This is a genomic window from Pseudomonas sp. C2.3V (assembly GCF_058536325.1).
In genome coordinates, this window is record NZ_JBZUBN010000002.1 from 1 (window position 1) to 25,727 (window position 25,727).

The window sequence follows — 25,727 nt, forward strand, 5'->3', positions numbered from 1 at the left end:
ATGATCAGAGCGGTTTTCAACAAAAAGGGAGGCGTGGGCAAGACCAGTATTGCCTGCAACCTCGCCGCCATCAGCGCAGCTGAGGGCTTTCGCACACTTCTGATTGACCTGGACCCACAGGCCAATTCCACTCATTATCTGACAGGCTTTGTAGGCGACGAGATTCCGGCCGGTATTGCCGACTTCTTCAAGCAAACGGTTTCTGATTCCGCCAAGAAAGCCAAGGCTTCTATTCTCGAGACGCCCTTTCATAATCTGAGCATCATCACGGCTTCCCGCGAGCTGGAAGATATTCAAATGAAGCTCGAAGCCAAATATAAGATCCAGAAGCTGGGAAAGTACCTTGAGAAATTGATTGAGGAGTACGATCGTATCTATCTCGATACACCACCGGCGCTGAATTTTTATAGTGTATCGGCCCTGATTGCAGCCGACCGCTGCCTTATTCCCTTTGATTGCGATACGTTTTCGCTTAATGCGTTACGTGAGCTCTTTCTTGATATTGAAGAGATCAAGGAGGACTTTAGTGATCGTTTGCGTGTGGAAGGTATCGTCGTCAATCAGTTTCAGGCCAATGCCGGTGTTCCCCGAGCGCTGTTAGGTGAACTGGAAAAGACGGACATGCCGATTATCCCGACGTACCTTATGGGGTCGGTCAAGATGAAAGAGTCCCACCAGCAGAGCAAGCCGCTTATCCATCTGGACCCTGGCCACAAGCTGACCCAACAATACAAGGCGTTATTCGACTGGCTGGAGCGATAGCGGCATATGTGATTAAGGCAAGCTGCTCATGCCTGTATCCAAAAGGGTAGGCGCCAAACAGTTTCTTTGTCTGGCACCTGGCCCGTTCATACATAAGTGAAAAGGCGCTCAGCTGGCAAGCGTGACTTGGGCAGGCTCGCGTTGAAGTCTGAATCGGCTCGATAGCCAAGGCTTACCAGAACCAGACTTGTGAAGCCCTGTTCACGAAGGCCGAGCTCTTCATCCAGTCTGCGAGAGTCGAAACCTTCCATAGGCGTGGCATCGACACCCAGACTGGCAGCACCCAGCAATAGCGTTCCCAGGGCCAGGTAGGTTTGTTTTTCCATCCAATGCTGCAAATCCTTCTGGTCGTAGCGATGTAGACTCACGTAATGACGACGGCTTTTGTCCTGTGTGGCCTTGGCTTCTTCAGACCGGAAGCGACCAGCGATATCTTCCTGCTCCAGGATGACGCCAAGATGTTCTTCGGTCATATCGGTGCGTGTGCAGAGCACTATGACGTGGGACGCATTGAGCACCTTGGGCTGGTTGTAGGCAAACGTGTCTTGTGTCGAGACGGCTAAGCGAGCCTTGCCTTCGTCAGTTGAGGCAACCACGAAATGCCAGGGCTGTGAGTTTACAGATGAAGGGCTCTGTCGTAGCAAACCAAGCAGTTCTTCAAGCGTGGCGTGCGGTATCTTTCGCGAAGGGTCGAACGCCTTGGTGGTGTACCGCTGACTAAGTAATGTAGATAGATTCATAGGTATCTTCTCTCAGGTCAGGTGAAAGATTGGGCCAGCCAGCGATCAGCCGCTTCCAGAGGCGAAAGCCCTTCCCGGCAGATCCAGTAATCGAGTTCGCTGACTGTGGCGTTTCCCAGCGAGAGCTGAGAAAGCTCATCAAGCAGTGCCGGCGCCAGATGGGCAGCCGTTTCTTCGCGCACAATCAGCGTGGCGTCATCCTGGCCACCCAGAAGGCCGCGTGGTTCGTGTAGCGCCCGGATGGCGTAGCGGTAATGCAGGAACTGAGGGTGCCAGAGGGGGACGACGATCCATTCGCGACGCTCTACGGCCTGCTCGAATCGCTCGAAACACTGGGCTTGCGTACCGTTGGCGAAGTGATAGTCAACTTGATCAAGGCCATACTGCTCGATGATGTCGCGCGAAAAGCGGCTGATACCGGCTCCCGGATTGATGCCCTGTATCAGCAGACTCATATGTGTCGCAACGTCAGGTCGCTTCAGATCATCGATGCTTGCCACCGCCTCGGCAGGCACATAGTCCGGCACGCCCCAGATACAGTACGGCTGATACAGAACGCCCAGGGTACGGGTCTGTTCGGCATAGGGGGCCAGATAGCCCCCATGACTGGCCGGTAGCCAGGCCGATACCAAAAAGTCCACCTCCCCAGCGCCATAGTGCTTGAACATAGCTTCATGGGGAGCAGCTACGCTCTCTACGCGATAGCCATGACGCTCAACAATGCGTTGAACCACGGCGGCACTGGCGGCATGAAAGCTCAGCCCAATATGACCTATACGAATCGGATTATGCATGATGAGCTCTCCCGTATCAGCGGGTTGGCGCCGGAGCGGCGTTGATCTTCACACGGAACAGGCTGTAAGGCTTGGTACGCAGATCCTTGCCGCCATGAAAGCCAGCTTGGCGATTTAGCTGATTAGCCGTGAAATAGAGATAGCCATCCGGCCCGATGGACAGGGTGTCAGGCCAGATTGCACGAGGATCGTGGACGATGGTCTGCCAAGTGCCGTCGGCAAGCCGTTTGCGAATACCGTTGTGCTCGTAGTCACTGGCATAGACGGCACCATTGGCATCGGCTTCAAGGCCATCGGAGGCGCCTTTCTCGCCCATATCCAGTACCGCAGCCGATAGCTGTGCTTCAGTCACATGCTCATCCCGTAACAGACGGGTTGGCACTGCATAAAGGTGGCGACTCGAAAGTGGGCTGAAGTAAAGGGTCTGACCGTCCGGCGACAGGGCAATACCATCGGATGCCACACCAAACGGTTTAGCGGTTCCATCTGCGCCGCGTGCCAGCATGGCTTCGCCTTCCACGGTAGGAATAAAACGCTTGTCGGCAGAGGTCGAGACGTCTCCATCAAGGCGGCGAGTCGCCTTGCCGGTGGCGATGTCCATGACAATGATGGCGCCCGGCCCGCTGACAGACGAGTCGGTGACATACACCGTACCTTCCTTCCCGGTACGGAAGTCAAAGCGCATGTCATTGACATACGTACTCGGCAGGATGACGTTGGCAGGGAAAACCAGCGTCTTCACAACCTTATTGCTCTTGAGGTCGATCGCGACCAGTTTGGCGCCGCCAGGTTGAGGAGCACTGAACTTCGGCGCAGCAGTATCTAGTACCCACAAACGTCCTTGTCCGTCCGCTACAACGCTTTGCACGCTGATGAAGTGCCTGGCCGGTGCCTTTTGGTCAGGCGTATTGATGGCCTGATCAGGGTAGGGGACTACCTTGCCGTCACGTATTTCGCCAACGCTGAAGGGTGCGTTGTCCCCCCATTGTGGGAAATTGACAAAGAGGCGGCCTTGCTCGGAAACCGTAACGCCGGTCGGCATGGCGTCATAGAACGCAAACACAGGTTCCAGCTGGCCAATGGATGTCTCATGTGGCAGGTCCTGTGATGCAGGACCTGCCGCAAACGACAACGTACTCACGGCGGCAATGGTTGCGGCCAGCAGGGTGGGAATCAAATGCTTCATTGGGTGGCTCCTTGTAAATGAAAACGGGGTGCCTTGGCGGCGGCTAAGTTATCCAAAACGGCTTCGGCAAAAGAATGAGTGCCCCCTCGTGTCGCTGTTACGATCCAGCCGGCCACGACCGGTGATTCATTGCTGTATAGGGCGCCGTGTAGTTTGAGGTCAGCGATCACAGCGGGTGTTGGGTTGCAGGTGGCACGCTTGCCAACCAGCAGGCCGGCATGGGCCAGTACCAATGCCCCAGTCCCTATGCCGGCAACCGTCTTCTTGATGGCATCGAAGCCTTGCACGCTACTCCATAGCGACTCGTTGTAACCGAGTGGGCAAAGCGTATCGCTGCTACCAAGCACTACCAGGGCGTCGAATTCGACAGGGTCAATATGTGCCAGAGGAGCTTGGTCATCGCACAAGAACATACAGGTTTCATGACCTGCCTGCCGCCAGAAGGACACGATGTCGAGCATGTCCTTCGGAAGCAGGGATGTTGTCGTGCTGACTGCAGCAATACGTGACATGGGGCTACTCCTTATCAGAGGCTAAAAGCCTTCCAGGACAAGCTTGCCTTTGGCCTTCCCGCTCTCGATAAGGGCGTGGGCACGGCGCAGGTTGTGCGCATTGATCCGGCCGAAATGCTCTCCTAGCGTAGAGCGCAGCACGCCTTGGTCGATAAGCTCCGCTACCCGGTTCAGCAGCTCATGCTGGCGGATCATGTCGGATGTTTCGAACATCGGGCGGGTAAACATCAACTCCCAGTGCAATGACAGGGATTTGCGCTTCATGGGTACTACGTCCAGCGTATCGGGATCGTCGATTAGCGCGAGGCGCCCTTGTGGGCGAAGCACTTCGATAAGGTGTGGGAAATGGCTATCGGTATGAGTCAGGCTGATAACATGGCTGACCTCCTTGAGACCGATGCGAGCCAGTTCTTCAGTGAGTGGCTGGCTATGGTCAATCACATGGTGCGCGCCAAGCGCTCGGATCCATTCCTGGGTTTCAGGGCGCGAAGCCGTACCGATAACGGTAAGTTGGGTGAGCTGTCGGGCCAGTTGCGTCAGGATTGAGCCGACCCCGCCTGCGGCGCCGACTATCAGAAGACTTTCGCCTTTGCCACCGTTCTCCAGAATGCCTAGTCGATCAAAGAGCAATTCCCAGGCGGTTATGGATGTCAGAGGGAGTGCAGCGGCATCGGCCGCACCTAGCGAGGCGGGCTTGCGGCTTACAATACGCTCATCCACCAGATGAAACTCACTGTTGGTGCCAGGGCGGGTAATCGAGCCGGCATAGTAAACGTCATCACCCGGTTGGAAGAGTGTCACCTCTGACCCCACCTCACGTACGACGCCCACCGCATCCCAGCCAAGCACGCGCGGCGTGTCAGTAGCCGAGCCACCACGGACTTTGGTATCGACAGGATTGACCGAAACGGCCTGAACCTCAACTAGAAGATCGTGTGGACCAGGGGTTGGCGTGGGCAGCTCGATATCAACCAGCGAGCGAGAATCATCGATGGACAGGCCATGCTGGGTATAGGCAATCGCTTTCATGCTGGACTCCATAAGTGAACATACGAACAGGGGCGTTAACCGTGGAGCCATCATCGCGATTCACGACGGGAGCAAACAGCCATCGAAACGGGCAGGACTTTCACTGGCGCAGTGAAAATGGAGTGAAGTAAGCGGAAAGCAATACTGCATGAGTGCTTTGACGCCGCGCCAGGGAACCCTCCAGGAAAAACAAAGCCCCGGTTTCCTTGACGGAGCCGGGGCTGGAAAAAGATGACGTCTGAATTTTTACCGCTATGCTCCAACCACACCCAGTTGCTGCAAAAGGGTCAGGTTATCTTCGATGTGCCAGTTCTCCTGGATGCGGCCATTGGCGATGCGGTAGATGTCGGTCGCGATAAAATCAATCGGTTGTCCCTTGCCTTTAATACCCTGGAATTGCCCGCTGAAGTGACCGGTAAAACGCAGATGCGCCACAACCCGATCACCCGCCACGATCATCTGCTCGATCTGACAATCCAGATCCGGTACGGCGGCGCGAAAAGCCTTCGAGGCCGCCAGAGGCCCTTCTACTCCTTGAGCTCTGCCTGGCGGAAGGGTGCGATCCATGAACTGAGGCGCAAGCGCCTCCCGGGCCAACCCTTCGTTACCTGTGGCCCAGAAAGTGCCATATCGACGTGCTGCCTGAACCGATGCATCAGCTTGTGCCGCCGGGTCAACAATCAGCACACGAGGCTCAATCAAGGGGTTGCTAGCAGCCTGAGCCTGAGGGGTAAAGCCAGCAAGCAGTGCGGATAACGCAAATGCCGCTGTAACGGCCAGGGAAAAACGAGAAGTGTTAGGCATGGAATATCTCCATTCTGAAACCGGATGGGTTTGTGGGTGATCAAGGCAGACCATTGGTGATCCAGAAAGGCGGCTCTATTACCGCTTCGAGTGTTGGCAGCGTTGGGCTCTTGTCATGGCATGACGGCTTCGCCTCTGTACACTTCTCGGCTGTGTCGCGGTCTTTTTCGAACTGGGCTTCGGCGGATGTATCTTCAACGAGTAAGCGGCGCATGAGAGTTCCTTGAGGTGGTGTCGGGATAACGGGATGGGTCGCTACGTTCGCATCGGGACGTTGCATGCCATGACCGCATCTTCACTGTCGCCAAGCTCCAAAAAAACCCGCAGAATCAAGCAGCACTTTCTCAGGAGGAGTGAAAATGATCCGTTTCGACGATCTGGCCTTGTTTGTTCGCACGGCAGCGCTTGGCAGTTTTTCGGCGGCGGCCAGAGAGGCGGATCTCCTGCCAGGACAGGTCAGTGCTGCAATTCAACGTCTTGAACGCGAGCTTGATATCCGTCTCTTTGCGCGCTCAACACGCAGCCTCCGGCTGACAGGGGAGGGGGAGCGGTACTTGCCCTATGCCAATGATGTGCTCAGTACACTCAGGGAGGGGCGCGAGCGGCTTCAACCGGAAAGCACTGCTCTAGAGGGCGTCATACAGGTGGCTGCACCTTCAGACCTGGGACGTAACGTGCTCCTGCCACGACTCACGGCATTTCGCCGCGAGCATCCTCGTCTTGCGCTTCGGTTGTTTCTGTCCGATCAGGTGGCGAATGTCTTTCGCGATCCGGTTGATGTGGCCTTGCGCTACGGAATGATGGAGGACGCAAGCTTTATTGCCTTACCACTGGCGCCCGAGAATCGGCGGGTGCTGGCCGCGTCCCCTGCTTACCTCGAGCGGCACGGGCGGCCGGCCTCTCTCAAGGATCTGGCGGAGCACCCTTGCCTGCTTTATATGCTCAATGGTCGGGTGTATGACAATTGGGTCTTTCCCGACGTCAACGGTCGCCGTGAAACCATCACCGTCAAAGGCCCGCTGATGAGTGATGATGCTGATATTGTTCGCCGGTGGGCACTTGAGGGCGAAGGGATTATCTACAAGTCATGGCTGGATGTCAGTGCAGATGTATTAGCCGGGCGGTTGGAGGTCCTGCTGCCGGAGATTCCCGGCGAGAGCTGTGCGCTGCATATGGTTTGCCCGCACCGCAAGCAATTCTCTCCTGGCGTCAGGCTACTGTATGAGTGGCTCAAGTCGGGATTTGCAGACCTGATTCAGGCCTATTCCATGCTCGATACGAAACGTATTGCCTGATAACACTATTTTCTTGAATCGAGTGAAAGTGTTATCGCGTTGTGGTGGTGTTTGTCCACTACGAGCACTCCTACTATCGTTATAGACGCTCCGATACCGCTTTTCAACAGTGTGAGCGCATCACTCCAACCGATAGCAGGAGAATCACCATGATGTACGACTGGAACACCTATCAGAAGCAACTGGTTAGCACCATTGGCGAAATTGGCAAGCTGAGCCCTGATACGGTGCGCGGTTACTCGCTCTTGAGCGAGGCGGGTAACAAGACCAACCACCTAGATGCCAAGACGCGTGAGTTGATTGCGCTGGCCGTTGCCGTCACCCGTCAATGCGATGGCTGTATCACGGTCCATACCGATGCCGCTATCAAGAAAGGCGCCAGTAAAGAAGAAATTGCCGAAGCGCTGGGCGTAGCGGTAGCAATCAATGCGGGTGCGGCTATGGTGTATTCAGCCCGTGTAATGGATGCGTACGCGGCCAAGACTTCCGTGTAGCGAAAGCGGATCTCCTTGCAGTACTCCTGGCCGCCGATCGAATTTTGACGATATCGATTCGCTGCCAGGATGCTTTTGTAAAAGTTTCCTTTGAAGGTAACTAATAATTCGATACCTCGATTAGGTTACCGTCCGGGTCCCGAAAATAAACCGAGACGATTGCTCCGGTGGCACCGGTACGCCGTACCGGTCCGTCAATCACTGTAACGCCTGTCGAATGCAGATGGGTCACGACATCCTCAATAGGCATACGGGTAATCAGGCAAATGTCGACGGCACCCGGTGCCGGCCTCTCGGCTTTGGGCTCGAGTTCCTTTCCCGCTTCATGCAGGTTGAATTTCTGCTCGCCAAACGCCAAGGCCTTACGTCCTTCGCCAAATGTGATGACGTCCATGCCCAGCACACGAGTATAGAAGTCACAGGTCCGCTCAAGGTTGCGAACGGTCAAAACAAGGTGGTCGATCCTGTCGATCTGCATGGCGTACCTCTTGTGCATCGGACGCTGACAATGGTGCGATTTATAGAGCCTTTGCTGTGGCCTCGTCCAACAACGGCGCATTCAACAGACTTATCAAGCTATAATACCAGCCCACATATATGTACATACTTGAAAGACACATTTGAGCAAAGTAAACAGGTAACCAAGTTAGCCGCCGTTGCTCATGAGTTCTATGCTGAAAGCATTCAGCTAGAGCGATTTGATGTACCTTGGATATTAAGAAAAAAGTTGCCTTTGGCTACTCAAGAAATACTCCAGCCCTGCCGTTAACCATCGACCCCTTTCTTGGTTTAGCCGGTGCATCATGTTCAATGCTCGCTTGAAAAAGGACTTGCAAGTCCAGGCCGAAGAGCTGACAGCGTTACGTCAGATCGTCAATGGAATGAATGACTCCATGGTTGCCTTGACCCTTGATCCTGAGTTCCGTATTCAGAGTGCCAACAGCAAATTTCTTCAGACGCTGGGCTACTCGGCTGACCAGGTGATAGGGCGTCCGATGGCGGATATCGTGCCTCCCTATGTGAAGACGCTGCCATGCTTCCACAATTTTCGTGCAGCCGTTGCCAAAGGGCTCCCGGTCAGTGACGAATATCGCTATATCCGCAAGGATGGCACGCTCGCTTGGCTAAACATCCATTGGCAACCTGTCCGCGACCAAGAGAATAAGCTTTCCTATATCCAGGGCTTTGGCGAGGAAGTGACCAAAACCATCGAACTAGCCAAGGAGAACGAGCATTTTATCAATGCGTTGCTGCGCTCTACTGCAGTCATTGAATTCAACCTTGACGGTACGGTGATCAAAGCCAACGACTTGTTCCTCAGGACGATGGGGTATTCAGAGCCGCAGATAGCAGGTAAGCACCACCGTATTTTCTGCACACAGCAAGAAGCATCCTCTGCAGAGTATGAGGCGTTCTGGGCCAAGCTGAACCGGGGCGAATTTGTTGCCGGCCGCTTCAGGCGAGTCGATAGCCACGGTGCCGAAGTCTGGCTCGAGGCCACGTACAACCCGGTCTATGACTCACATAACCGGCTTTACAAGGTCGTGAAATTCGCAACAGTCGTGACGGATCAGGTACTTCGGGAGGCCGAGGTGCGCGAAGCGGCCGGAATAGCCTTTGATATCTCCAGGCAAACAGACATCATCGCTCAGCGGGGCGCTGCGGTCGTGAATAATGCCGTCGAAACCATGCAGCAGATTTCGGTTGAAATGCAAGCTGCTGCCGAGGGGATCGAAGCGCTGGACCGTCAGTCACTGCTGATCAACTCCATCGTCCAGACGATTGGTGGCATTGCTGCACAAACCAATCTGCTGGCGCTCAATGCCGCAATCGAAGCCGCTCGTGCCGGCGAGCAGGGGCGAGGCTTTGCCGTGGTCGCTGACGAAGTACGGCAACTGGCAGGGCGTACCAGCTCGGCGACTGAAGAAATTGTAGGCGTCGTGCAGCAGAATCAGAAGATGACCGAAACCGCCGTACGTAGCATGGCCAGTAGCCGTGAACAGGCCGCGCGGGGACTGGATCTGGCTGCACAGGCCGGTACGGCGATCGTCGAGATTCAGGATGGGGCAAAACAGGTCGTGGGAGCAGTCAAACGGTTTGCCAGTGAGCTCTAGTCGGTATAAGTCTGGTGTAGGGCCAAGCTGCTTTATCTATAGCAAAAGGCTTACACAAGCGTTGGAAAAGCAGCGCTATTACTCAGCTAAGTCATGTCCTAATCTACACATATTGGATGGAGCGCAGGACGCGCTCAGTCAGGTCAAGGATGATGACCAAGCCAGGATGGCAGCTTGATACGGATATCGAGCACGGTCAGCAAAAACCCGCTTCGGCGGGTTTTTTGTTGCCTGTAAAATAGCCTCGCTTTAGCAGCGAAAGCCTGCCGTAAAGAAGAGTATTCCTGTCATGCCGTTACGGTAGTTGATGCTGAGCCTCTGTAAAGTACCGCACCTGTATTGCCTGAGCGTTATAAGCAGCATCATGGATTTGATCGCCTGGTTATCCTGTCCTTTGTCTCCCGGTTGGTCACGCAGGCCGGCTCTCCTCGGCTAGAAGGAGGAGGGCCTTTCAGCCTCTAGACGGAAGAGCGGTGTGTTAAAGAAACGTAAGCTGAGCCGACCGGTTGAGTATCGATCAAGGACAGAGAAGAAGGATTGAATTCAAGGATCAGTAAGGGCTCGGCGTCATCGTCATCTATTCCCTATATCCCATTCATTACGCTCCGGACAAACGTGTTTAGGATAGGTCTTTAAGCAGTGATACATCCCAAGCACATTCAATAAGAAGGTAATCGCTCGGCTCGGGATAAGACATGAAAATAACAAACCTGCGTAGTTGTTTTTCGCTTGCAATAGTGGGTGCTGCTTTATTTAACGTTGAGCATGGTTGGGCGGCCCACTCAACTGACCATAAAGATTCAGCAGACCGTCGTGCCGAAGCTGCTGTCAAGGCGATGACGATCGACGAAAAGATTTCACTCTTGCACACCCAAGTGGGCTTTCCGTTTCCAATCGGCAATACGCCCAAGCCTGACGGAGCTGTCGGCTCAGCAGGCTATGCACCAGGGGTTCCTCGCCTTGGTATTCCTGCGTTGCAGGAAAGTGACGCCAGCATGGGGGTGGCCAACCCCTCAAACATTCGCCCAGATGACAATGCCACGGCCTTGCCTTCCAGCATCATGCTGGCTGCTACTTTTGACCCTGATTTGGCTTACCGAGGTGGCAAGGTTATCGGCACCGAAGCGCATGCCAAAGGTATCAATGTCATGTTGGCTGGCGGCGTCAATCTGGTTCGGGAACCCCGCAGTGGTCGTAATTTCGAGAACGTGGGAGAGGATCCTCTGCTGGCAGGCATCATGGGAGGCTACTCCATCAAAGGGATACAGAGTAAGCACGTTGTCTCGACGATCAAGCACTATGCCTTGAACGCTCAGGAGACGGGCCGCGTGGCGGTGAGCTCCGATATCAAGGAAGGGGCCGCACGTGAGTCCGATCTCCTGGCCTTCGAGCTGGCTATCGAAAAAGGTCAGCCGGGCTCGGTGATGACTTCCTATAACCAATACAACGGCACCTATACCTCGGAAAATGCCTTTCTCATCAATCAGGTCTTGAAGGGTGACTGGAAGTACAAGGGCTGGGTCATGTCTGACTGGGGCGCTACTGCCAGTACAGAGAAAGCAGCGCTTGCGGGACTGGATCAGGAGTCCGGTGAAAATTTGGACCCAGTCATCTACTTTGGCGAGCCTTTGAAGCAGGCTGTGCAGGAAGGGCGTGTCTCCCAGGAGCGGCTGGATGATATGGCCATGCGCGTGGTGCGCAGCCTGTTTGCTGTGGGCGCGGTTGATCATCCGCCCAAGCTGACCGACATAAACTTCAAGGCTCATGCCAAGGTGGCTAAGGCGACGGCAGAGCAGGGTATCGTGCTTCTGAAAAACGACCGTAATCAGTTACCGCTCTCACGTACGTTAAGACGTATCGTTGTGATAGGTAGCCATGCGGATGCCGGTGTTTTATCAGGTGGCGGCTCTGCCCAGGTGACACCCATCGGAAGCCTGATTCTGCCGGCGGGTTCTGATTATGTCAGCCAGGTCTATCATCCCTCATCACCTTTAAAGGCTATTCAGGCTGAAGCGCCGCGCGCCCAGGTTGTGTATGACAGCGGAGAGGATATTCAGCGGGCTGCCAGACTGGCCAAAGGCGCAGATGCCGTTATCTTCTTCGCTCGGCAATGGGCAACCGAGGGAGTCGATGTTCCTGATTTAAGCCTGCCTGATAATCAGGATGCCTTAATTGAAGTGGTTGCTAAGGCCAACCCAAGAACAACCGTTGTGCTTGAGACAGGCGGACCCGTAAAGATGCCTTGGCTCAACCGAGTGCCAGCAGTACTGGAGGCCTGGTATTCCGGAGCCAAAGGCGGTGAGGCCATTGCGGGTGTCCTGTTTGGTAGTGTCAACCCGTCTGGCCGCTTGCCGGTTACCTTTCCCCAGGATGAAAGCCAACTGCCACGGCCTACCATGCGTGACCCTTCAACTACAACCTCCAGTCCCTTTGTAGTACCTGATGAGTTTTTCTCAGAGAACTACAACATTGAAGGTGCTGACGTGGGCTACAAATGGTATGAGCGAGAGGGCAAGAAGCCGCTATTTCCGTTCGGCTATGGACTGTCCTATACCCAGTTCAAATACAGTAACCTCAATGCCGAAACACGTGGCAGCAAGCTGGTGCTGAGCATGGACATCACCAACTGTGGGCGGGTTAAGGGTATCGATACGCCGCAGTTCTATATCGAAAACCCATCCAGGAAAAACGGATTCACGAGTCGCCTGGTAGGCTGGGATCGCGTTGAGCTCAAGCCAGGGCATACCAAGCGGGTAAAAGTGACGGTTGATCCGCGTCTGGTTGCCCGGTTCGATGAGCGGTTCAACAGCTGGCATATCCATGCAGAGAGTTACAACGTAAGTGCAGGCGCTAATGCAATGGATCGTCCGCACAAGGTGCGAGTACGGCTCGACGAGCGTTATCTGGCACCCTAAAAGGTAAGCGCCGTAGCCTGTGCTGCGGCGCGCCTGCCAGTTACGGGTGGGCCTGACAGTGACATCTAGAGGCCTGCCCTGTTATCTCAATTGCTCGCCGTAACCAGTCGGAACCGGCCTTCCGCCTCATGCTTGATACGCACATCCGCGTAGTGCGCAAGGCCAGGATGGGCGACATCCAGTGGTGTTTTGTGAGTAGCCGTAATGACCACTACATCGGCGCCAGCAGCCTGCGCCGCCGTAATGCCTGCATGAGTATCCTCAAATACCAGACACTCACTGATATCGACCCCAAGGGCTTTGGCGCCTGCCAGGAAGCAGTCAGGGGCGGGCTTGCCATGCTCAACGTCCTCAGACGAAATGATGACGGCAGGCAGCGCCATACCCGCCGCGGCAAGGCGTGCCTCAGCCAGACGACGTGAGGCTGAGGTCACTAGTGCCCAGCGGCCTTCCGGCAGGCTGGCAAGAAAGGCTGCCGCTCCCGCAATTTCCCTTACATCCGAGGTGTCGGCTATCTCGGCCTCGGTAATGGCCCGCGTCTCTGCCTCAATGTCCGCGCCGGGTGGCGCAAAACGGCGAACGGTTTCCACGGCGCGTACGCCATGCATGACGGCAATAAGGTCAGCCGGGTCAAGGCCATGACCCAATGCCCACTGCGTCCAGGCACGCTCAGCGGAGGCGATGCTGGTCAGCAGTGTGCCATCCATATCAAAAAGAAAGGCAGAATAGGGTCGCGTGGGCAATGTCATCCGTAGCTCTCGGAATAGGTGAGTAAGTGGCGTACCGCATAGTACCGAACCCGTCCCTAGTGCGTCAGTAAGTGTGTTCCGCTCTGCATCGCCGGAGCGGGATCTGCTCCTACTACGTTGCATAGTTCGGTTCATGACGATCCAGCATCCGTTTGATGCTGGCAAGGTGCAGACGAGCGCTTTCCAGATCGCCTTCGCGCATCTGCTCGGCGGTCTTACGTATGATCGCAGGGTCACGCGAGCAAAGAGCTTACCTGCCTGTGCTCATTGCGCGTATCTGTACCTTCGCTAACCGCTCCAGGTAATACAGGCCACCCCAGGCTTCGGCGATGGCGCCCGCTATGCAGTCTTCCTCATGACAACCAGAGCAAGGCCATTGAGCGTCTGCCTCTTCGGTGCGATATGGCCCGCCGGTGCTCCAGAGCAGGGTTTGAAAGTGTCATGCTATGAGCCATGCGTTCTTTCCAGATAACGTTTGGCTATTGGAGCAGGGCATAAATATCGGCAATGCTTACTGGCTTGGTAAAGTGGTAGTCGAAGCCGGCCTGCAGGGCCTTTTCCTTATCCTGATCCTGTCCCCATCCCGTGATCGCGATAAGCAGCGTGTGTCTGCCCTCCGGCAATGCCCGAATAGCCTGAGCGACCTGATGCCCCGTCATGCCGGGCATACCTACATCCAGCAGCATCACGTCGGGCTTGAGCGTTTTGAACAGCTCCAGCGCCTGAAAGCCGTTGTAGGCTAATGAGACCTCATGGTCTTCCAGGCGCAGTAGCTCGGCCATGGTTTCCGCTATGTCAGGGTTGTCATCGGCAACTACGATGCGGCGATGGGCCGCTGTCGAGATGGCAGGCGCTGAGACGACGTCGTGCGGTGCCTCCAGGGTCTCATCATAAGGCAGGCTGAGGGTGAAGCAGGCGCCCTTGCCTGAGCCCTCACTAGCAACAGTAAGCGTGCCGTCATGCAGTTGAGCCAGGGATTGAGCCAGGGCCAATCCAATACCCAATCCGCTATTGGTTTCTTCGCTGGATCTGGGAACCTGTACAAACATCTCGAACAGGGAGGCCAGGGCGTCAGGCTCAATACCAATCCCATTATCTGAAACAGTGATGCAGGCCTTGTTGCCATTAAGGGCTGTGGTAACCGTAATCCGACCTTTCTGGGGCGTATATTTGGCTGCGTTGCTCAACAGGTTGATCAGAATCTGTTCCAGTCGTAACGGGTCCACATTCAGAGCGATAGAGTCTGAAGGGAGCTCGACAGTCAGCGTGTGCCCCTTCGTCTCGAACAAAGGCTTAGTCGTTTCGACGGCGGCACGTATCACAGAGGCTAGCTGCGTGGGCTGCTTACGTAGTTCGATCTTGCCGCGGGTTATGCGGGAAACATCAAGCAGATCGTCCAGTAGCATCCCCATATGGGTCACCTGACGCTTGATGACGTCCTGGCTCCACCGGCGCTGCTCTTCGCTGATTTGACCTGTTTCCAGCAGGCTGACTGCCTGACGAATAGGCGCCAGCGGGTTTCTCAATTCATGGGCCAATGTCGCCAGGAACTCGTCTTTCTGGCGATCAGCCTCGCGAAGCTGCTGCTCCTGAAGTTTGCGCTCACTGATATCGGCAAACCAGACAGCAATATTGTTCTGGAACGGCGTGGCTACGATATGGAACCAGCCTTCGCAGGTGCTCGTTTGTACCAGCGACTCGAGCGATCTAGGCTCGCCGCTGATCATTGTTTCACGCAGCGCATGATAGATGTCGCCCTGCGCCCAACCAGACAGCACTCCGCTAATGGGCTTGTCTGTAAGCGCCGCTGCACGGGAGCGTAGGGCCGTCGCCCCAGCGTCATTGATATAGACCAGGGTGAAGTCTTCAGCCGATGTCTGTGCCTCTGTAGCAGGAGAGAGAATGGCGAAGGGAATAGCTGAAGAGTTAAGCGCTACGTGAAGTTGCTGTTCGGAGCGCCGGGCTTTTTCCTGTTGGCTGGCGCGATCTATAAAGAGGGCAGCTGTCGCTGCGCAGATCTCGACCAGCCGAATCTCCCGTGGTGAAAGCTCATGGGTCTCTCTGAACAGCACCGTTAGCCAGCCCAGTGTGTCCTGACCATCACGCCGTATCGTTACATCGTGATGCGTTCTGAAACCCTCAGCGCGCAGCCGGCTTGAGTGCTCTACCAGGTTGCCCTGCACCTGATCATGGAGACATGACACCGGTAGGGCAGCATTTGATATTCCTTTGCTGACCAGCCGATCGGGCGCTGGTGCTGTACCTTCCAAACCGATGAACCCTCCAGGTGCGTTCAGCAGCTCGCAGACCAAGTTCAGAATCGCACTTAACTGGTCGTACAGCGACGATAACTGCAGCAGGCTTTGACTGAGCGCATAGAGTCCTTCCAAATCTTCGACTTGCTGTGAGAGAGCCGTCTGGGCTTTTTGCAGGCGTGATACTAAAAGGTCACGTTGGTGCTCGCTCTCCTGGCGTGCCGTCGCCGATGCGATCAGCGCCTGGGCCACGTCATCGATCTCTCGAATCTCGGTTTCCGGTAGATGAGGTGCCTGGCCCTGACCCATGGCCAATGCAGCATGCCGCAAGGCGCGCATCGGGTCATTGATGCGGCGCGAGGCGTATCGTGTGGCCAACAGCGCGACAATCAGGGACAACAGAAGGCCTCCACCATAAATGGCAAACGCCTTGAGGGCCCCCTTGGCAATATCGTGTGCGGGAATGCCCGTCGCGACAAACCATCCGCTCTGCTTCAAATGCACATAGGCGGAATATACCCTTATACCTTCTACCGTCTGTGTCAGCCCGCTGCCTTCGTTTGTGTTCTGCTTGACCATTGCCATCAGTGAAGGGGCAGCAGGTTTGCCCAAGGTTTTCTCATGGTCGCGCGTACGCGCAATGCGGCGCCCATTGGCATCGACTACGGTGGCGACCCAATCGCTGGGTAGACGTCGAAGGTTGATAACGTTAAAGATCACCTCAGGCTTGAGCACCGCCGTTAAGACATAAACCAGCTTGCCATTGCGCATGACCGGCATACGCAGCGGGATAGCCGATGTGCCTGAGGGGCCGGCCGCCAACTGGCCGATCACAGGTTTTAGAGTGCTCACGACCTGCATAAAGCTTTCCGGTTCTGCCAACGGGCCGTCTGCACTCACATGATGGGCGGTAATCCTTCTCAGTACCTGACCATCCGGTGTGGCAATAATGACGGTTTTCCAACCGGGCACCAGCGGGACGACACGGCGCACCAATTCCTGATAGCTGTCGAGGTTGCCATCATCGAGAAAAGGAGATTGCGAAAGGGTTTGTAGCAGGTCCAGCGAGCGGTTAATTTCAACGTCTACTGCCGTTGCTGTCAGGCGCGTGGCCTCGAGGCTCCGCTGCTCGGCTATCGACTTCTGCTCATGAATGATGGCCACGAGACCAAGCCCGGCAATCAGCGCAATTGGCGCAATGCCTGCCAATGAAAGCGTCAGAAGACGTCTGCGTAGACGAACCTTGGGGGTGAGCTTGCCGGGTAAAGCCAAGGGTAGATCCTCAACAAAGGTAAAGCCTGCTGCGCACGAGCATTCCAGCCAAGGCTGACTAGAAGAAGCCCTTTTATGATACGACATCTAGCGCAGCGGCCGGTGCTTTTGATCATCCGGCCATATACAAGCTATTCGAAGAGGTAGAAACACACGACTCCTTTTTCTGAAGCACAGGCGGCCATTCTCCACGAAGGGGTGCGATAGAAACAGGCAGCGGAACATGCAGTAGAAGAGAAAGTTAGTCGAGCAGGAGTCTATTACCTAGATGAAAACCATTTGCGGTATGGATGGCCACTGGTAGCTAGCACAGTGTTTCAATCTTCGCAGCCTTGAGCCCCGCCTTATACCTTCTTTAATACCTCTTGGTAATAGACGGCTTGGCTTGATAAGCGCAGTATCAAGGTGGCAAACGGCTATTCCCTTTTACGTGTTTTACCCTTTTACTAGTGTCGGCTGGCTTGATTGGCTCTAGAAAAGCCTTCAGGACATGAGGCCGTCCTGAATTCCATGCTGTCTGCCTCTAGTAACAACCGACTCATATTAAATGGATGTTCTTATGTCTGGCATGCCTGATGATGACGATGACCAACTGAACCGTCGTGTCGAGTGCGAAGAGTGCGGTGAGCTCCGGGCTTGTATTTATTCGCTTCATCCTGAGAGCGACTCGCTTGCCTGGCTCTGTCCTTTTTGCAAGGCCGAGCTCCAAACTCAATAGTGTATGGACAACAAGGCGTATCGCTTGAGCAGGTAGCGTTATGTTATGCCTCTGATTCTGCGTGTTTGAAAGTGTGAAAACCTGAGGCCGCCTGGTTTTTACAGGCGGCGTACCCGCGGATCAGGTGTACGTTTTTCCAGCTGCAGGCAAGCCCAGTCCACGAAGGCGCGCACACGGGGCGAAAGCTGCAGGGCGTGCGGATAGACCAGATGAATGGGCAGGTCCGCAGGTTCGAACGATTCGAGGACTCTAATCAAACGACCCTCAGCAAGCTCATCGGCAACCTGATAATGCATCAGCCGTGTGATGCCCAAACCTTGCAGGCAGGCGAGGGTGGCTGCTCTAACCTGGTTGCAGACCAGCCGAGGTGTAATGGATTCGGCCAGCGCCTTTCCGTTGTGTCGGTAGTACCAGTGCCGGCCTTGTGATGACAACAGGATGCAAGCATGTTCACGCAATGAGCCTGGGTTATCAATGACAGGTGAGGCGCGAAGGTAATTAGGGCTGGCACAGGTAACGAGGCGGGTACCTCCTATTCTTCGTGCGATCATGGTCGAGTCACGAAGGTGGCCGATCCGCAGGGCAAGATCGAGGCGCTCATCCAGCAGCGGGAGGATCTCGTCGCTTAAAGTCAGTTCGGCGCTTGCTTCTTCATGCTCCTTAAGAAAGTCGTTTAGGACAGGTGCAACGTAGTGTTGTCCGAATTCGACAGGCGCCGTTAGCCGGAGCACACCTCTAACTACGCCATCGCGAGCTTCCAGGCGCTGCTCCATGTCGTCGACATCAGCCAGCATCCGCTGACTCCAGGCAAGATACTCCTCACCCTCGACGGTAAGGGCCATACGGCGCATACTGCGGTTCAATAGCCGAACCCCCAGATGACGCTCCAGGGCCGCCAGTGAGCGTACAAGCGACGCCACCGATTGGCCGGTTGCCTCTGCCGCTGAACTCAAGCTGCCGTTTTCCACTATCCGAATGAAATTGGCCATCGCCTTGAGCTTGTCCATTGCTGCGCCTTTATCTGTGCAATTACTGCATAAGTCTTCTCAGGTTCACGGCATAGGTGAAACGGATGGATCAGCAGAAACTAGAACGCCTGATGTCAACCGGAGTGCAACCTATGAACCAGCAACCAAGTCCTGCTCGCATTCTCTCATACGACCACATCGGGATTCGTGTCAGTGATAAAAACCGAGCGATATCGTTTTATCAGGCCCTCGGATTTATGGAGAGCGCACATTTTCCTCGGTATGAGGCCAATGAGATGCTCAGCCCTGATGGGGTTCGTATAAACCTGATCTTTAACGGGACCCGTATACCCCATGCTCACAATGTTTTACTGGATGAACCGATAAAGCTGCCGGGTATGACTCATCCTGCCTTTATTGTAGATGACCTTGAGGCACTCCAGAGGTGGTTGAACGAGCAGGGGATCATGATTACGGAAGGGCCGCATCCTATTGGTCCTAGACGCGTCGCGCTGTTTATCCGCGATCCCGATGGCAACGTTCTCGAGTTCAATCAGCTTGTTGAAGGGGATGCATGATGAAACTGTATGATCTGGAGGCTTCCGGAAACTGCTACAAGGTGAGGCTTTTTGCGTCATTGGCCAATATCGAGCTTGAACGTGTGCCAGTGGATTTTCTGAGCGGAGCACACAAGCAGCCGCCGCTGTCGGAGCTGAATCCGTTGGGCCAGTTACCTATCCTGGAAGACGGCAAGCAGGTCGTCAGAGACTCGCAGGCCATTCTGGTCTATCTGGCAGGTGTATATGGTGGTTTGGCATGGTGGCCAGCGCATCCGCAAGGCCAAGCCGAGATCGTTCAGTGGCTCTCGTTTGCTGCCAATGAAGTGCAGCACAGCGTATGTGCTGCACGGCTGGTGCAGAAATTTGGCTACGACCTGGATAAATCGCAGGCGCTTGAGAAAGCGGTGGTAACGCTCTCGCTACTCGACAAGCATCTGGAGCACAACGACTGGCTTGCAATGGGCCGCCCAACCATCGCAGATTGCGCGGTCTATCCTTACGTCGTGCTGGCGCCAGAAGGCGATGTGGATCTAGAGCCTTATAATCATGTCGCACGGTGGATGAGGCGGCTGGAAGCGCTGCCCGGCTATTTGCAAAAGCCTTGATCAATCTATGGGCGTGGCACCTATGAGGCAGGAGTTTGCCTTTGAGGATCGGTTAGTCAGGCAGGGGCGCTACACACCGTAATGACAGAGTGTTGCGCTCCCGGAAAGGAATTACTCCACGTGCGGTATAGTCGGGTTACGCTAAAACGCGCTAAGGTTTGGTTTTCATCTCTACCGTTCTTTGAGCCATGCCCATCATTGATAACGTCGTTGCGTTTACTTTGGCTGCTACCTTACTTACATTAACGCCAGGGCTTGATACTGCCCTGGTGTTACGCACAGCGGCTGTTGAGGGAAGAGCGCAGGCCATCCGGGCAGCACTGGGCATCAATGCGGGGTGTTTGATCTGGGGCGCCGCCGTTGCCTTTGGCCTTGGGGCTTTAATTGCCGTATCCGAGCTGGCTTATGATGTGCTCAAGTATTGTGGCGCTGCCTACCTGTGCTGGCTGGGCTTGAATATGATTGTGCGGCCCCGCAGTTCAATGGCCGCCAACGACACTACCCGCGTGCAGAACACGAACTGGTTTCTCAAAGGGATGCTGGGTAACGTATTGAATCCTAAAGTTGGAATTTTCTACGTCTCCTTCCTGCCTCAATTCATTCCTCAGGGACACCCCTTGATCCTCTGGACCTTTGGCCTGGTAAGCATTCACGTGGTGATTGGATTCATCTGGTCCATGGCGTTGATCGGTGCGACTCGCCCATTGGCCCAGATTTTACGTCGTGAAAAAGTGATCCAGTGGATGGACCGACTCACTGGGGGCGTTTTCCTCCTCTTTGCCGCCCGCCTGGCGCTCACCAAGCGCTGAAAGTCTCTAATTTTAGCGATGCAGAGCGGCTTACTAGACGGCCTTTCTTTCTTGAGGCTAGATCTCGTCTATTGTGTTCTAAGCTACTGAAACAAAGCAGAGGCACCTATGATCAGGGTATCGGCTTCTTTGATACTGTTTTCTGCATGCTGCGCAATCGAGCGAGTCAGGTTGAATGTATTGGCTTCGGCTTGCTCAAGCGCTTCGTTGTAGCCTGTCCATACCTGCCAACATTCCATAATTGTCAGGGCAGAGACAACGAGCGAAACAAAGACAAGGTCAGGCGCTTGGCATTTATCTCAAACCGGCGTTGTTGTGGCATCGTTAGGGTCCAACTGCCGTTCCATTATCTGATTGGAGAGCAGTAGGGCTGTAAAGATTTACAAGCCAATCTCGCACCAGCAGATATAACCGGCAACTCGCCCGCCTGCGGCCAGAATAATCCTTCCGTTACTTCAAACCATACGCATTCATGCCTTTTTGCACTGGTCATCATGACGTAGATCCAATGTCGATTAGCAATTTTTCAAGCGTTTTCCACTACATAGACAACATGAAGTCACCATGGCATCCGTCATATGTCTGTAATTGATTATTAATTGTTAATATTTATCATTTACATTGATAGGTCACTTTTATAGCATCTTGCCAGTTTTGCCTGTACGCCGTTTTTCATATGTACAAAACGTCCCAGATCGACATCGTTCGGCCTGGTATAGCGGTGCTCGCACTTTTCAAGGACTTCTGAATAATGAAAGCGTTTCCTCTGCGGCCGTTGGTGTTCACCGTTTCGCTGTTGACTACCGGTACAGTACTTGCCGCCCCGATCACAGTTGATCTTGCGTCCCAGCCCTTGGCAAATGCGTTGAGACAGCTAGGCCAGGCCAGTGGTCTTCAGGTCTCCTATACTTCGGCAGCAGTGGCCGGCAAGACAGCGCCTGCCGTACGGGGCCAGATGGAGCCTGCAGTGGCACTACAGGCGCTGTTGGCCGGGAGTGATCTGGTAGGCAGTATTCAGGGTAACGTGCTGACTATCGCCGAGGCAGGATCGGTTGCGGGTGAGGAAGTGGCGCAGCTGGGTATCACTCAGGTAGTAGCAGAGGGCTCAGGCAGTATTACCAGCGATATAGCTGCAACAGAAGGGTCCGGCTCTTACACGACAGGTAGCATGAGTACGTCTACCAAGTTGCCTCTGTCGATACGCGAGACGCCTCAATCGGTAAGTGTAATGACGCGCCAGCGTATCGACGACCAGGCCCTTAATGAACTCAATGACATCGTCAAATACGCACCCGGCATACAACTGCGTAAACTCGGTGGAGACCGCCAGCAGTTTCTCGCGCGTGGATTCACCATCGACAACCTGATGTACGATGGCTTGCCCACTAGCATTAGCACGTTTACGCTCGATACCATCAGCGGCGCTGATCTTGCCATCTATGATCGCGTGGAAGTCGTGCGCGGTGCTACAGGCCTGATGACTGGCGCTGGCAGCCCTTCAGCGACATTGAATCTAGTGCGCAAGCGTCCCACCGCTACTCCGCAAGTCAGTATCACCACCAGCGCTGGCAGCTGGGACCGTTACCGTACCCAGCTGGACGCATCCAACAAGCTGAACGAAAGCGGTACGTTGCGCGGGCGCGTGGTAGCAGCCTATGAAGACGATGGCAGCTTTGTTGATGAGCGAGAAAAGCAGCGGCAGACCTTTTATGGCATCCTCGAAGCCGATCTCAGCGACTCCACCACCTGGACTCTCGGAGCCTCAAAACAGCGCGACGATGCCGTATCGGACTGGGGAAGCCTGCCCGCCGGGCCTAATGGGGAAAATCTGCACCTGTCGCGGTCGACCTTTCTTAGTAACGACTGGGCATATTGGGATCGGGATAACATTACCGCCTTCACCGATGTCACCCACCGTTTCGACAACGGTTGGAGTGCCAGGCTGGCAGCTGCTCGAATCTGGGCGGAATCGAATACCTTCTCCAGTTACCTTAATCCTCCGGTGGGTAATGCCTATACGCAGTCTTCCGGTCAATACCACAGCAAGGACGTACAGACTAACCTGGACACAACCGTATCCGGCCCATTCACGTTGTTTGGACGCGAGCATGAACTGGCATTGGGCGCCAGCCGCCGGCAAGAGCGGTTTGATCAAAAAGGAGGATACTGGCCGACAGCAACGCCGGTTGATACCTACAACTTTGATCCCGGTGTCATTGCCAAGCCCAGCCTGAGCGACCGGCTTCCCTATTCGAGCAAAAATACGGCAACGGAAAAAGCTGTTTACGGTGTCGCCCGGTTTAATCCCATTGATCCGCTGCACGTTATCCTGGGTAGCCGCGTGACGTGGTACGACTACGATAACCGTGCGAGCGATACCGGGGATTACACGGTAACCCGTGAGGTGACGCCCTATGCAGGGGTTATCTATGACCTGAATGACACCTACTCGGTCTATGCCAGCTACACCGAGATTTTCAAGCCGCAGACCGAACAGGATCTAAGTGGGTCCACGCTTGAGCCTATGACAGGGGAGAGCTACGAGATCGGTCTAAAGGGCGAGTACATGGAGGGTAATCTGAACGCCTCCATCGCGGTGTTCGATATGACCCAGCAGAACCGGGCATACGCAGTGCCAGATCAGCCTACGCTTTGCCGAAACCAGAACCGTACCTGTTATGAAGCGGCAGGAGAGGTGCGTAGCCGCGGTATTGATACCGAGCTGTCAGGTGCCTTGACGCCCAACTGGGACATTTCGGCCTCCTACACCTTGGTGCTCAGCCAATACGTGAAAGATCAAACCTATAATAAGGGTACCTTGTTTGCCCCTGAGCAACCCAAGCACTTGTTCAAAGCGGCTACTACCTATCGCTTGACCGGAGCGCTGAGCGACTGGCGCATTGGTGCAGATGTGCTTGCCCAGAGCAAAACCTATAACCGTGTTGGTACCGGTCGCGCCGTTCAGGATTCATATGCTGTGGTCGGGCTTATGGCGGGCTATCAATTCAATGAACATTGGGATGGTCAGGTAAACCTGAACAATGTGTTTGATGAAAAGTACTGGCAAGGCATACCTAACTCCAGCGGTACAGGTGTCTATGGTGACCCGCGTAACGTCATGTTCAGTTTAAGGTGGAGCTTGTAACGCGTCTCTATGGGCTGGAAAAGAGTTTCCAGCCCATAGGACTGTTTAGCGTTCTTTGGATTGATAGGCCGATTAGGTGATATCGATAACGAACAAACCAGGCGGCGACTAAGCGCGTCTGGTTTGTCAGCTCCATGGGTGCAGCGCTATGGCAAGTCTCGGCCTTGCGTTGATGTAGTGACGAGCCGCGCGCTAAGCGACGGTTTTCAGCATGCCTCCATAAGGGATGCATAGCGCGGTTCTGGACTGAAGATCAGTCGCTTGCCGTGCCGTTATTCCAATGAAATAACGGTACGGCAATTCTGTATCGCAAATAGAGCGTCTCTGACCGTTAGGCGCTGGGCCGAGAAAAGTCATTTAAAAGTACCTTGCCATCCACCTAATCGTTGCGTTGGTAACGTATAACTGTCGCAAGGCAGATCAGCACAGTAGGGCGGTACTCCACAGTGTTACAGCCCAGATCAGAAACGACCCCGCTGGAATCCCTCTCGGTTAGTCGCTATTTAGGGTCACTAGTGTATGATTGATGAAGATGAGATTAGCTAACGTCTCAACTTAAGAGATACGTACATCTAACTGTGGGCACATAACTATCCATTCGGAACGTTACGCTCGGCAGAATGTTTTAGGCAAACTATTCCTCTACAACAACCCCACCCTAGAGCGCTTGGCGTTTCGATGCTGCCACGTGAATGTAGAAGGTGGGCCTTCTAGTGTGATGAATCACAAGTACGTTTAATTAGTTTCTACGAAAAGCTCGTGCTGCTCTACCTACTGAAGCCAGGATTTCACCAGCGCTTCTACTCCAGCGGAAGGGCCTCGGGTTCTGGTTGTAAGTAGCCAGGTAATGGTTAATAGACTGCTCAAGATCGCTTACGCTGGTATGTGATTGCCGCTTGATCCATCTCTGGCTAAGGGTCGAGAAGAAACGTTCTACCAGGTTTAGCCAGGAAGCCGAGGTTGGGGTGAAATGCACCTGATAACGAGGGTGTGCGGCTAGCCAGGCCTTTACCTGATCGGTCTTATGTACCGCATAGTTGTCCATGATCAAGTGAACCGGTAGGTCCGTACAGATTTCTTCATCAATAGCCTTCAAAAACTCCACAAACTCAGCGCTACGATGACGACGCTTGAGACGCCCAATCACTTCGCCTGTGGCAACATCCAGCGCAGCAAACAATGACGTTGTGCCAAAGCGCTGATAGTCATGTGTTCGAGTGACCGGATGGCCTGGTGCCAAAGGCAGACCTGGCTGGGTTCGATCCAGGGCCTGGATCTGGCTTTTCTCATCAATACACAGCACCAGAGCCTTATCCGGTGGGTTCAGGTATAGCCCAACGATGTCATGAACTTTATCGACGAAGGCCGGATCGGTTGAGAGTTTGAACGTCTGCTCAAGGTGAGGCTTAAGGCCAAAGGCTCGCCAGATACGTTGCACACTGGCCATGGAAATATCGGTAGCCTTGCTCATGCGGCGCGAACTCCAGTGGCTGGCATCCTCAGGCTTGGTTTGCCGGACCCGATCAACAACCTCCTGAACCTTCTCGTCACTGATACTGCGGGGTCGCCCAGATCTGGGCTCATCATTAAGCCCCTCAAGTCCCCATTGTGAGAAGCGAAGACGCCACCGCGATACGGTCTGAGCTGTAATACCCAGGCGCCTGGCAATCGATGAGCCGGGTTCACCGCTAGCGCAAGAAAGGATGATTTCAGCGCGTAGTTTTGAATCCGCAGGACCTTTACGCTGAGCCCTTCGACGGCTGAGCTCGGCATGTTCTTGCCTGGTCAGGGTGATCTGTACAGCAGGACGGCCTGTTCTCATCGCATGCCTCCTTGAGTCAGTTTTGAGTACTCATTCTTCAGACCATACTTATGCTTGGTAGTTGTGATTCACCACACTAGTAAGTGACAGGATCGATAAATCAGGAATATAGCGCATTGTGCCCACCATAGCCTTGGCCTGCTAGTTAGATATGTTATATGGTTACAAATTGTTTCGCC

21 protein-coding genes and 2 pseudogenes are annotated in these 25,727 nt (G+C 54.6%); 10 read left to right on the forward strand and 13 right to left on the reverse strand.

Annotation, left to right across the window (positions count from 1 at the left end; translation table 11 throughout):
• A partial coding sequence (locus AC4LF3_RS19840) for a ParA family protein (protein WP_019364107.1) occupies positions 1–762 on the forward strand: 762 nt, incomplete at its 5' end.
• Between the two features lie 86 nt (positions 763–848).
• Here AC4LF3_RS19840 and nfsB read toward each other — a convergent pair.
• From nfsB to AC4LF3_RS19875, 7 genes are all read right to left on the reverse strand, one after another.
• Positions 849–1,502, reverse strand: a complete 654-nt coding sequence (gene nfsB / locus AC4LF3_RS19845; RefSeq protein WP_491836403.1) for an oxygen-insensitive NAD(P)H nitroreductase — start codon at positions 1,500–1,502, stop codon at positions 849–851.
• 17 nt (positions 1,503–1,519) lie between these two features.
• Positions 1,520–2,296, reverse strand: a complete 777-nt coding sequence (locus tag AC4LF3_RS19850; RefSeq protein ID WP_491836405.1) for a glycine betaine ABC transporter substrate-binding protein — start codon at positions 2,294–2,296, stop codon at positions 1,520–1,522.
• 16 nt (positions 2,297–2,312) lie between these two features.
• A complete protein-coding gene (locus AC4LF3_RS19855) occupies positions 2,313–3,482 on the reverse strand; it encodes an L-dopachrome tautomerase-related protein (protein WP_491836407.1) in 1,170 nt (389 codons plus the stop codon).
• A complete protein-coding gene (locus AC4LF3_RS19860; protein WP_491836408.1) occupies positions 3,479–3,994 on the reverse strand; it encodes a DJ-1/PfpI family protein in 516 nt (171 codons plus the stop codon). Before AC4LF3_RS19860 ends, AC4LF3_RS19855 begins: the two co-directional genes overlap by 4 nt.
• 21 nt (positions 3,995–4,015) lie before the next feature.
• Positions 4,016–5,023 carry a zinc-binding alcohol dehydrogenase family protein gene (locus AC4LF3_RS19865; protein WP_491836409.1) on the reverse strand — a complete coding sequence of 336 codons (1,008 nt, stop codon included), beginning with the start codon at positions 5,021–5,023 and terminating at the stop codon, positions 4,016–4,018.
• Positions 5,024–5,275: 252 nt separating this feature from the next.
• Positions 5,276–5,827 (reverse strand): ester cyclase, encoded by a 552-nt coding sequence (locus tag AC4LF3_RS19870; RefSeq protein WP_491836411.1) that lies wholly within the window; start codon positions 5,825–5,827, stop codon positions 5,276–5,278.
• Between the two features lie 40 nt (positions 5,828–5,867).
• Entirely contained in the window at positions 5,868–6,041 is a 174-nt protein-coding gene (locus AC4LF3_RS19875) for a hypothetical protein (protein ID WP_491836413.1), read from the reverse strand.
• A gap of 145 nt (positions 6,042–6,186) precedes the next feature.
• Here AC4LF3_RS19875 and AC4LF3_RS19880 point away from each other — a divergent pair, with 145 nt between their 5' ends.
• The gene (locus AC4LF3_RS19880) at positions 6,187–7,122 is read left to right on the forward strand and encodes a LysR family transcriptional regulator (RefSeq protein WP_491836415.1); all 936 of its coding nucleotides are present in this window, start codon (positions 6,187–6,189) and stop codon (positions 7,120–7,122) included.
• A gap of 152 nt (positions 7,123–7,274) precedes the next feature.
• Positions 7,275–7,616 carry a carboxymuconolactone decarboxylase family protein gene (locus tag AC4LF3_RS19885; RefSeq protein ID WP_026003721.1) on the forward strand — a complete coding sequence of 114 codons (342 nt, stop codon included), beginning with the start codon at positions 7,275–7,277 and terminating at the stop codon, positions 7,614–7,616.
• A gap of 100 nt (positions 7,617–7,716) precedes the next feature.
• Here AC4LF3_RS19885 and AC4LF3_RS19890 read toward each other — a convergent pair whose 3' ends face one another.
• A complete protein-coding gene (locus tag AC4LF3_RS19890; RefSeq protein ID WP_312602290.1) occupies positions 7,717–8,094 on the reverse strand; it encodes a VOC family protein in 378 nt (125 codons plus the stop codon).
• 325 nt (positions 8,095–8,419) lie between these two features.
• Between AC4LF3_RS19890 and AC4LF3_RS19895 the strand changes: the two are divergent.
• The 3 genes and pseudogenes from AC4LF3_RS19895 to AC4LF3_RS19905 form a co-directional block, all read left to right on the forward strand.
• Positions 8,420–9,181, forward strand: a pseudogene (locus AC4LF3_RS19895) (PAS domain-containing protein); the annotation flags it as partial.
• A 114-nt stretch (positions 9,182–9,295) separates the two neighbouring features.
• A pseudogene (locus tag AC4LF3_RS19900) lies at positions 9,296–9,730 on the forward strand (methyl-accepting chemotaxis protein); the annotation flags it as partial.
• Positions 9,731–10,425: 695 nt separating this feature from the next.
• Entirely contained in the window at positions 10,426–12,645 is a 2,220-nt protein-coding gene (locus AC4LF3_RS19905; protein WP_491836417.1) for a beta-glucosidase, read from the forward strand.
• An 86-nt stretch (positions 12,646–12,731) separates the two neighbouring features.
• Here AC4LF3_RS19905 and AC4LF3_RS19910 read toward each other — a convergent pair whose 3' ends face one another.
• From AC4LF3_RS19910 to AC4LF3_RS19920, 3 genes are all read right to left on the reverse strand, one after another.
• Complete coding sequence (locus AC4LF3_RS19910) at positions 12,732–13,394, reverse strand: HAD-IA family hydrolase (protein ID WP_286786818.1); 663 nt, start codon at positions 13,392–13,394, stop codon at positions 12,732–12,734.
• A gap of 479 nt (positions 13,395–13,873) precedes the next feature.
• Positions 13,874–16,921 carry a hybrid sensor histidine kinase/response regulator gene (locus tag AC4LF3_RS19915; protein ID WP_491836419.1) on the reverse strand — a complete coding sequence of 1,016 codons (3,048 nt, stop codon included), beginning with the start codon at positions 16,919–16,921 and terminating at the stop codon, positions 13,874–13,876.
• Between the two features lie 816 nt (positions 16,922–17,737).
• Positions 17,738–18,646, reverse strand: a complete 909-nt coding sequence (locus tag AC4LF3_RS19920) for a LysR family transcriptional regulator (RefSeq protein WP_491836420.1) — start codon at positions 18,644–18,646, stop codon at positions 17,738–17,740.
• A 113-nt stretch (positions 18,647–18,759) separates the two neighbouring features.
• Between AC4LF3_RS19920 and AC4LF3_RS19925 the strand changes: the two genes are divergently transcribed.
• The 3 genes from AC4LF3_RS19925 to AC4LF3_RS19935 all read left to right on the forward strand — a co-directional run bounded on the left by AC4LF3_RS19925 (position 18,760) and on the right by AC4LF3_RS19935 (position 20,581).
• A complete protein-coding gene (locus AC4LF3_RS19925) occupies positions 18,760–19,185 on the forward strand; it encodes a VOC family protein (RefSeq protein ID WP_026003723.1) in 426 nt (141 codons plus the stop codon).
• A complete protein-coding gene (locus AC4LF3_RS19930; protein ID WP_219653397.1) occupies positions 19,185–19,772 on the forward strand; it encodes a glutathione S-transferase family protein in 588 nt (195 codons plus the stop codon). The genes AC4LF3_RS19925 and AC4LF3_RS19930 overlap by 1 nt, the downstream gene beginning before the upstream one ends.
• A 188-nt stretch (positions 19,773–19,960) precedes the next feature.
• The gene (locus AC4LF3_RS19935; RefSeq protein ID WP_491836421.1) at positions 19,961–20,581 is read left to right on the forward strand and encodes a LysE family translocator; all 621 of its coding nucleotides are present in this window, start codon (positions 19,961–19,963) and stop codon (positions 20,579–20,581) included.
• Positions 20,582–20,664: 83 nt separating this feature from the next.
• On the opposite strand, the gene AC4LF3_RS19940 is transcribed toward AC4LF3_RS19935, so the two are convergent.
• A complete protein-coding gene (locus AC4LF3_RS19940; RefSeq protein ID WP_404628368.1) occupies positions 20,665–20,820 on the reverse strand; it encodes a hypothetical protein in 156 nt (51 codons plus the stop codon).
• Between the two features lie 512 nt (positions 20,821–21,332).
• Between AC4LF3_RS19940 and AC4LF3_RS19945 the strand changes: the two genes are divergently transcribed.
• Positions 21,333–23,726, forward strand: coding sequence for a TonB-dependent siderophore receptor (locus tag AC4LF3_RS19945; protein ID WP_491836423.1), 2,394 nt, complete (start codon positions 21,333–21,335; stop codon positions 23,724–23,726).
• A gap of 739 nt (positions 23,727–24,465) precedes the next feature.
• Here AC4LF3_RS19945 and AC4LF3_RS19950 read toward each other — a convergent pair.
• The gene (locus tag AC4LF3_RS19950) at positions 24,466–25,548 is read right to left on the reverse strand and encodes an IS630 family transposase (RefSeq protein WP_447110440.1); all 1,083 of its coding nucleotides are present in this window, start codon (positions 25,546–25,548) and stop codon (positions 24,466–24,468) included.
• Positions 25,549–25,727 lie beyond the last annotated feature (179 nt).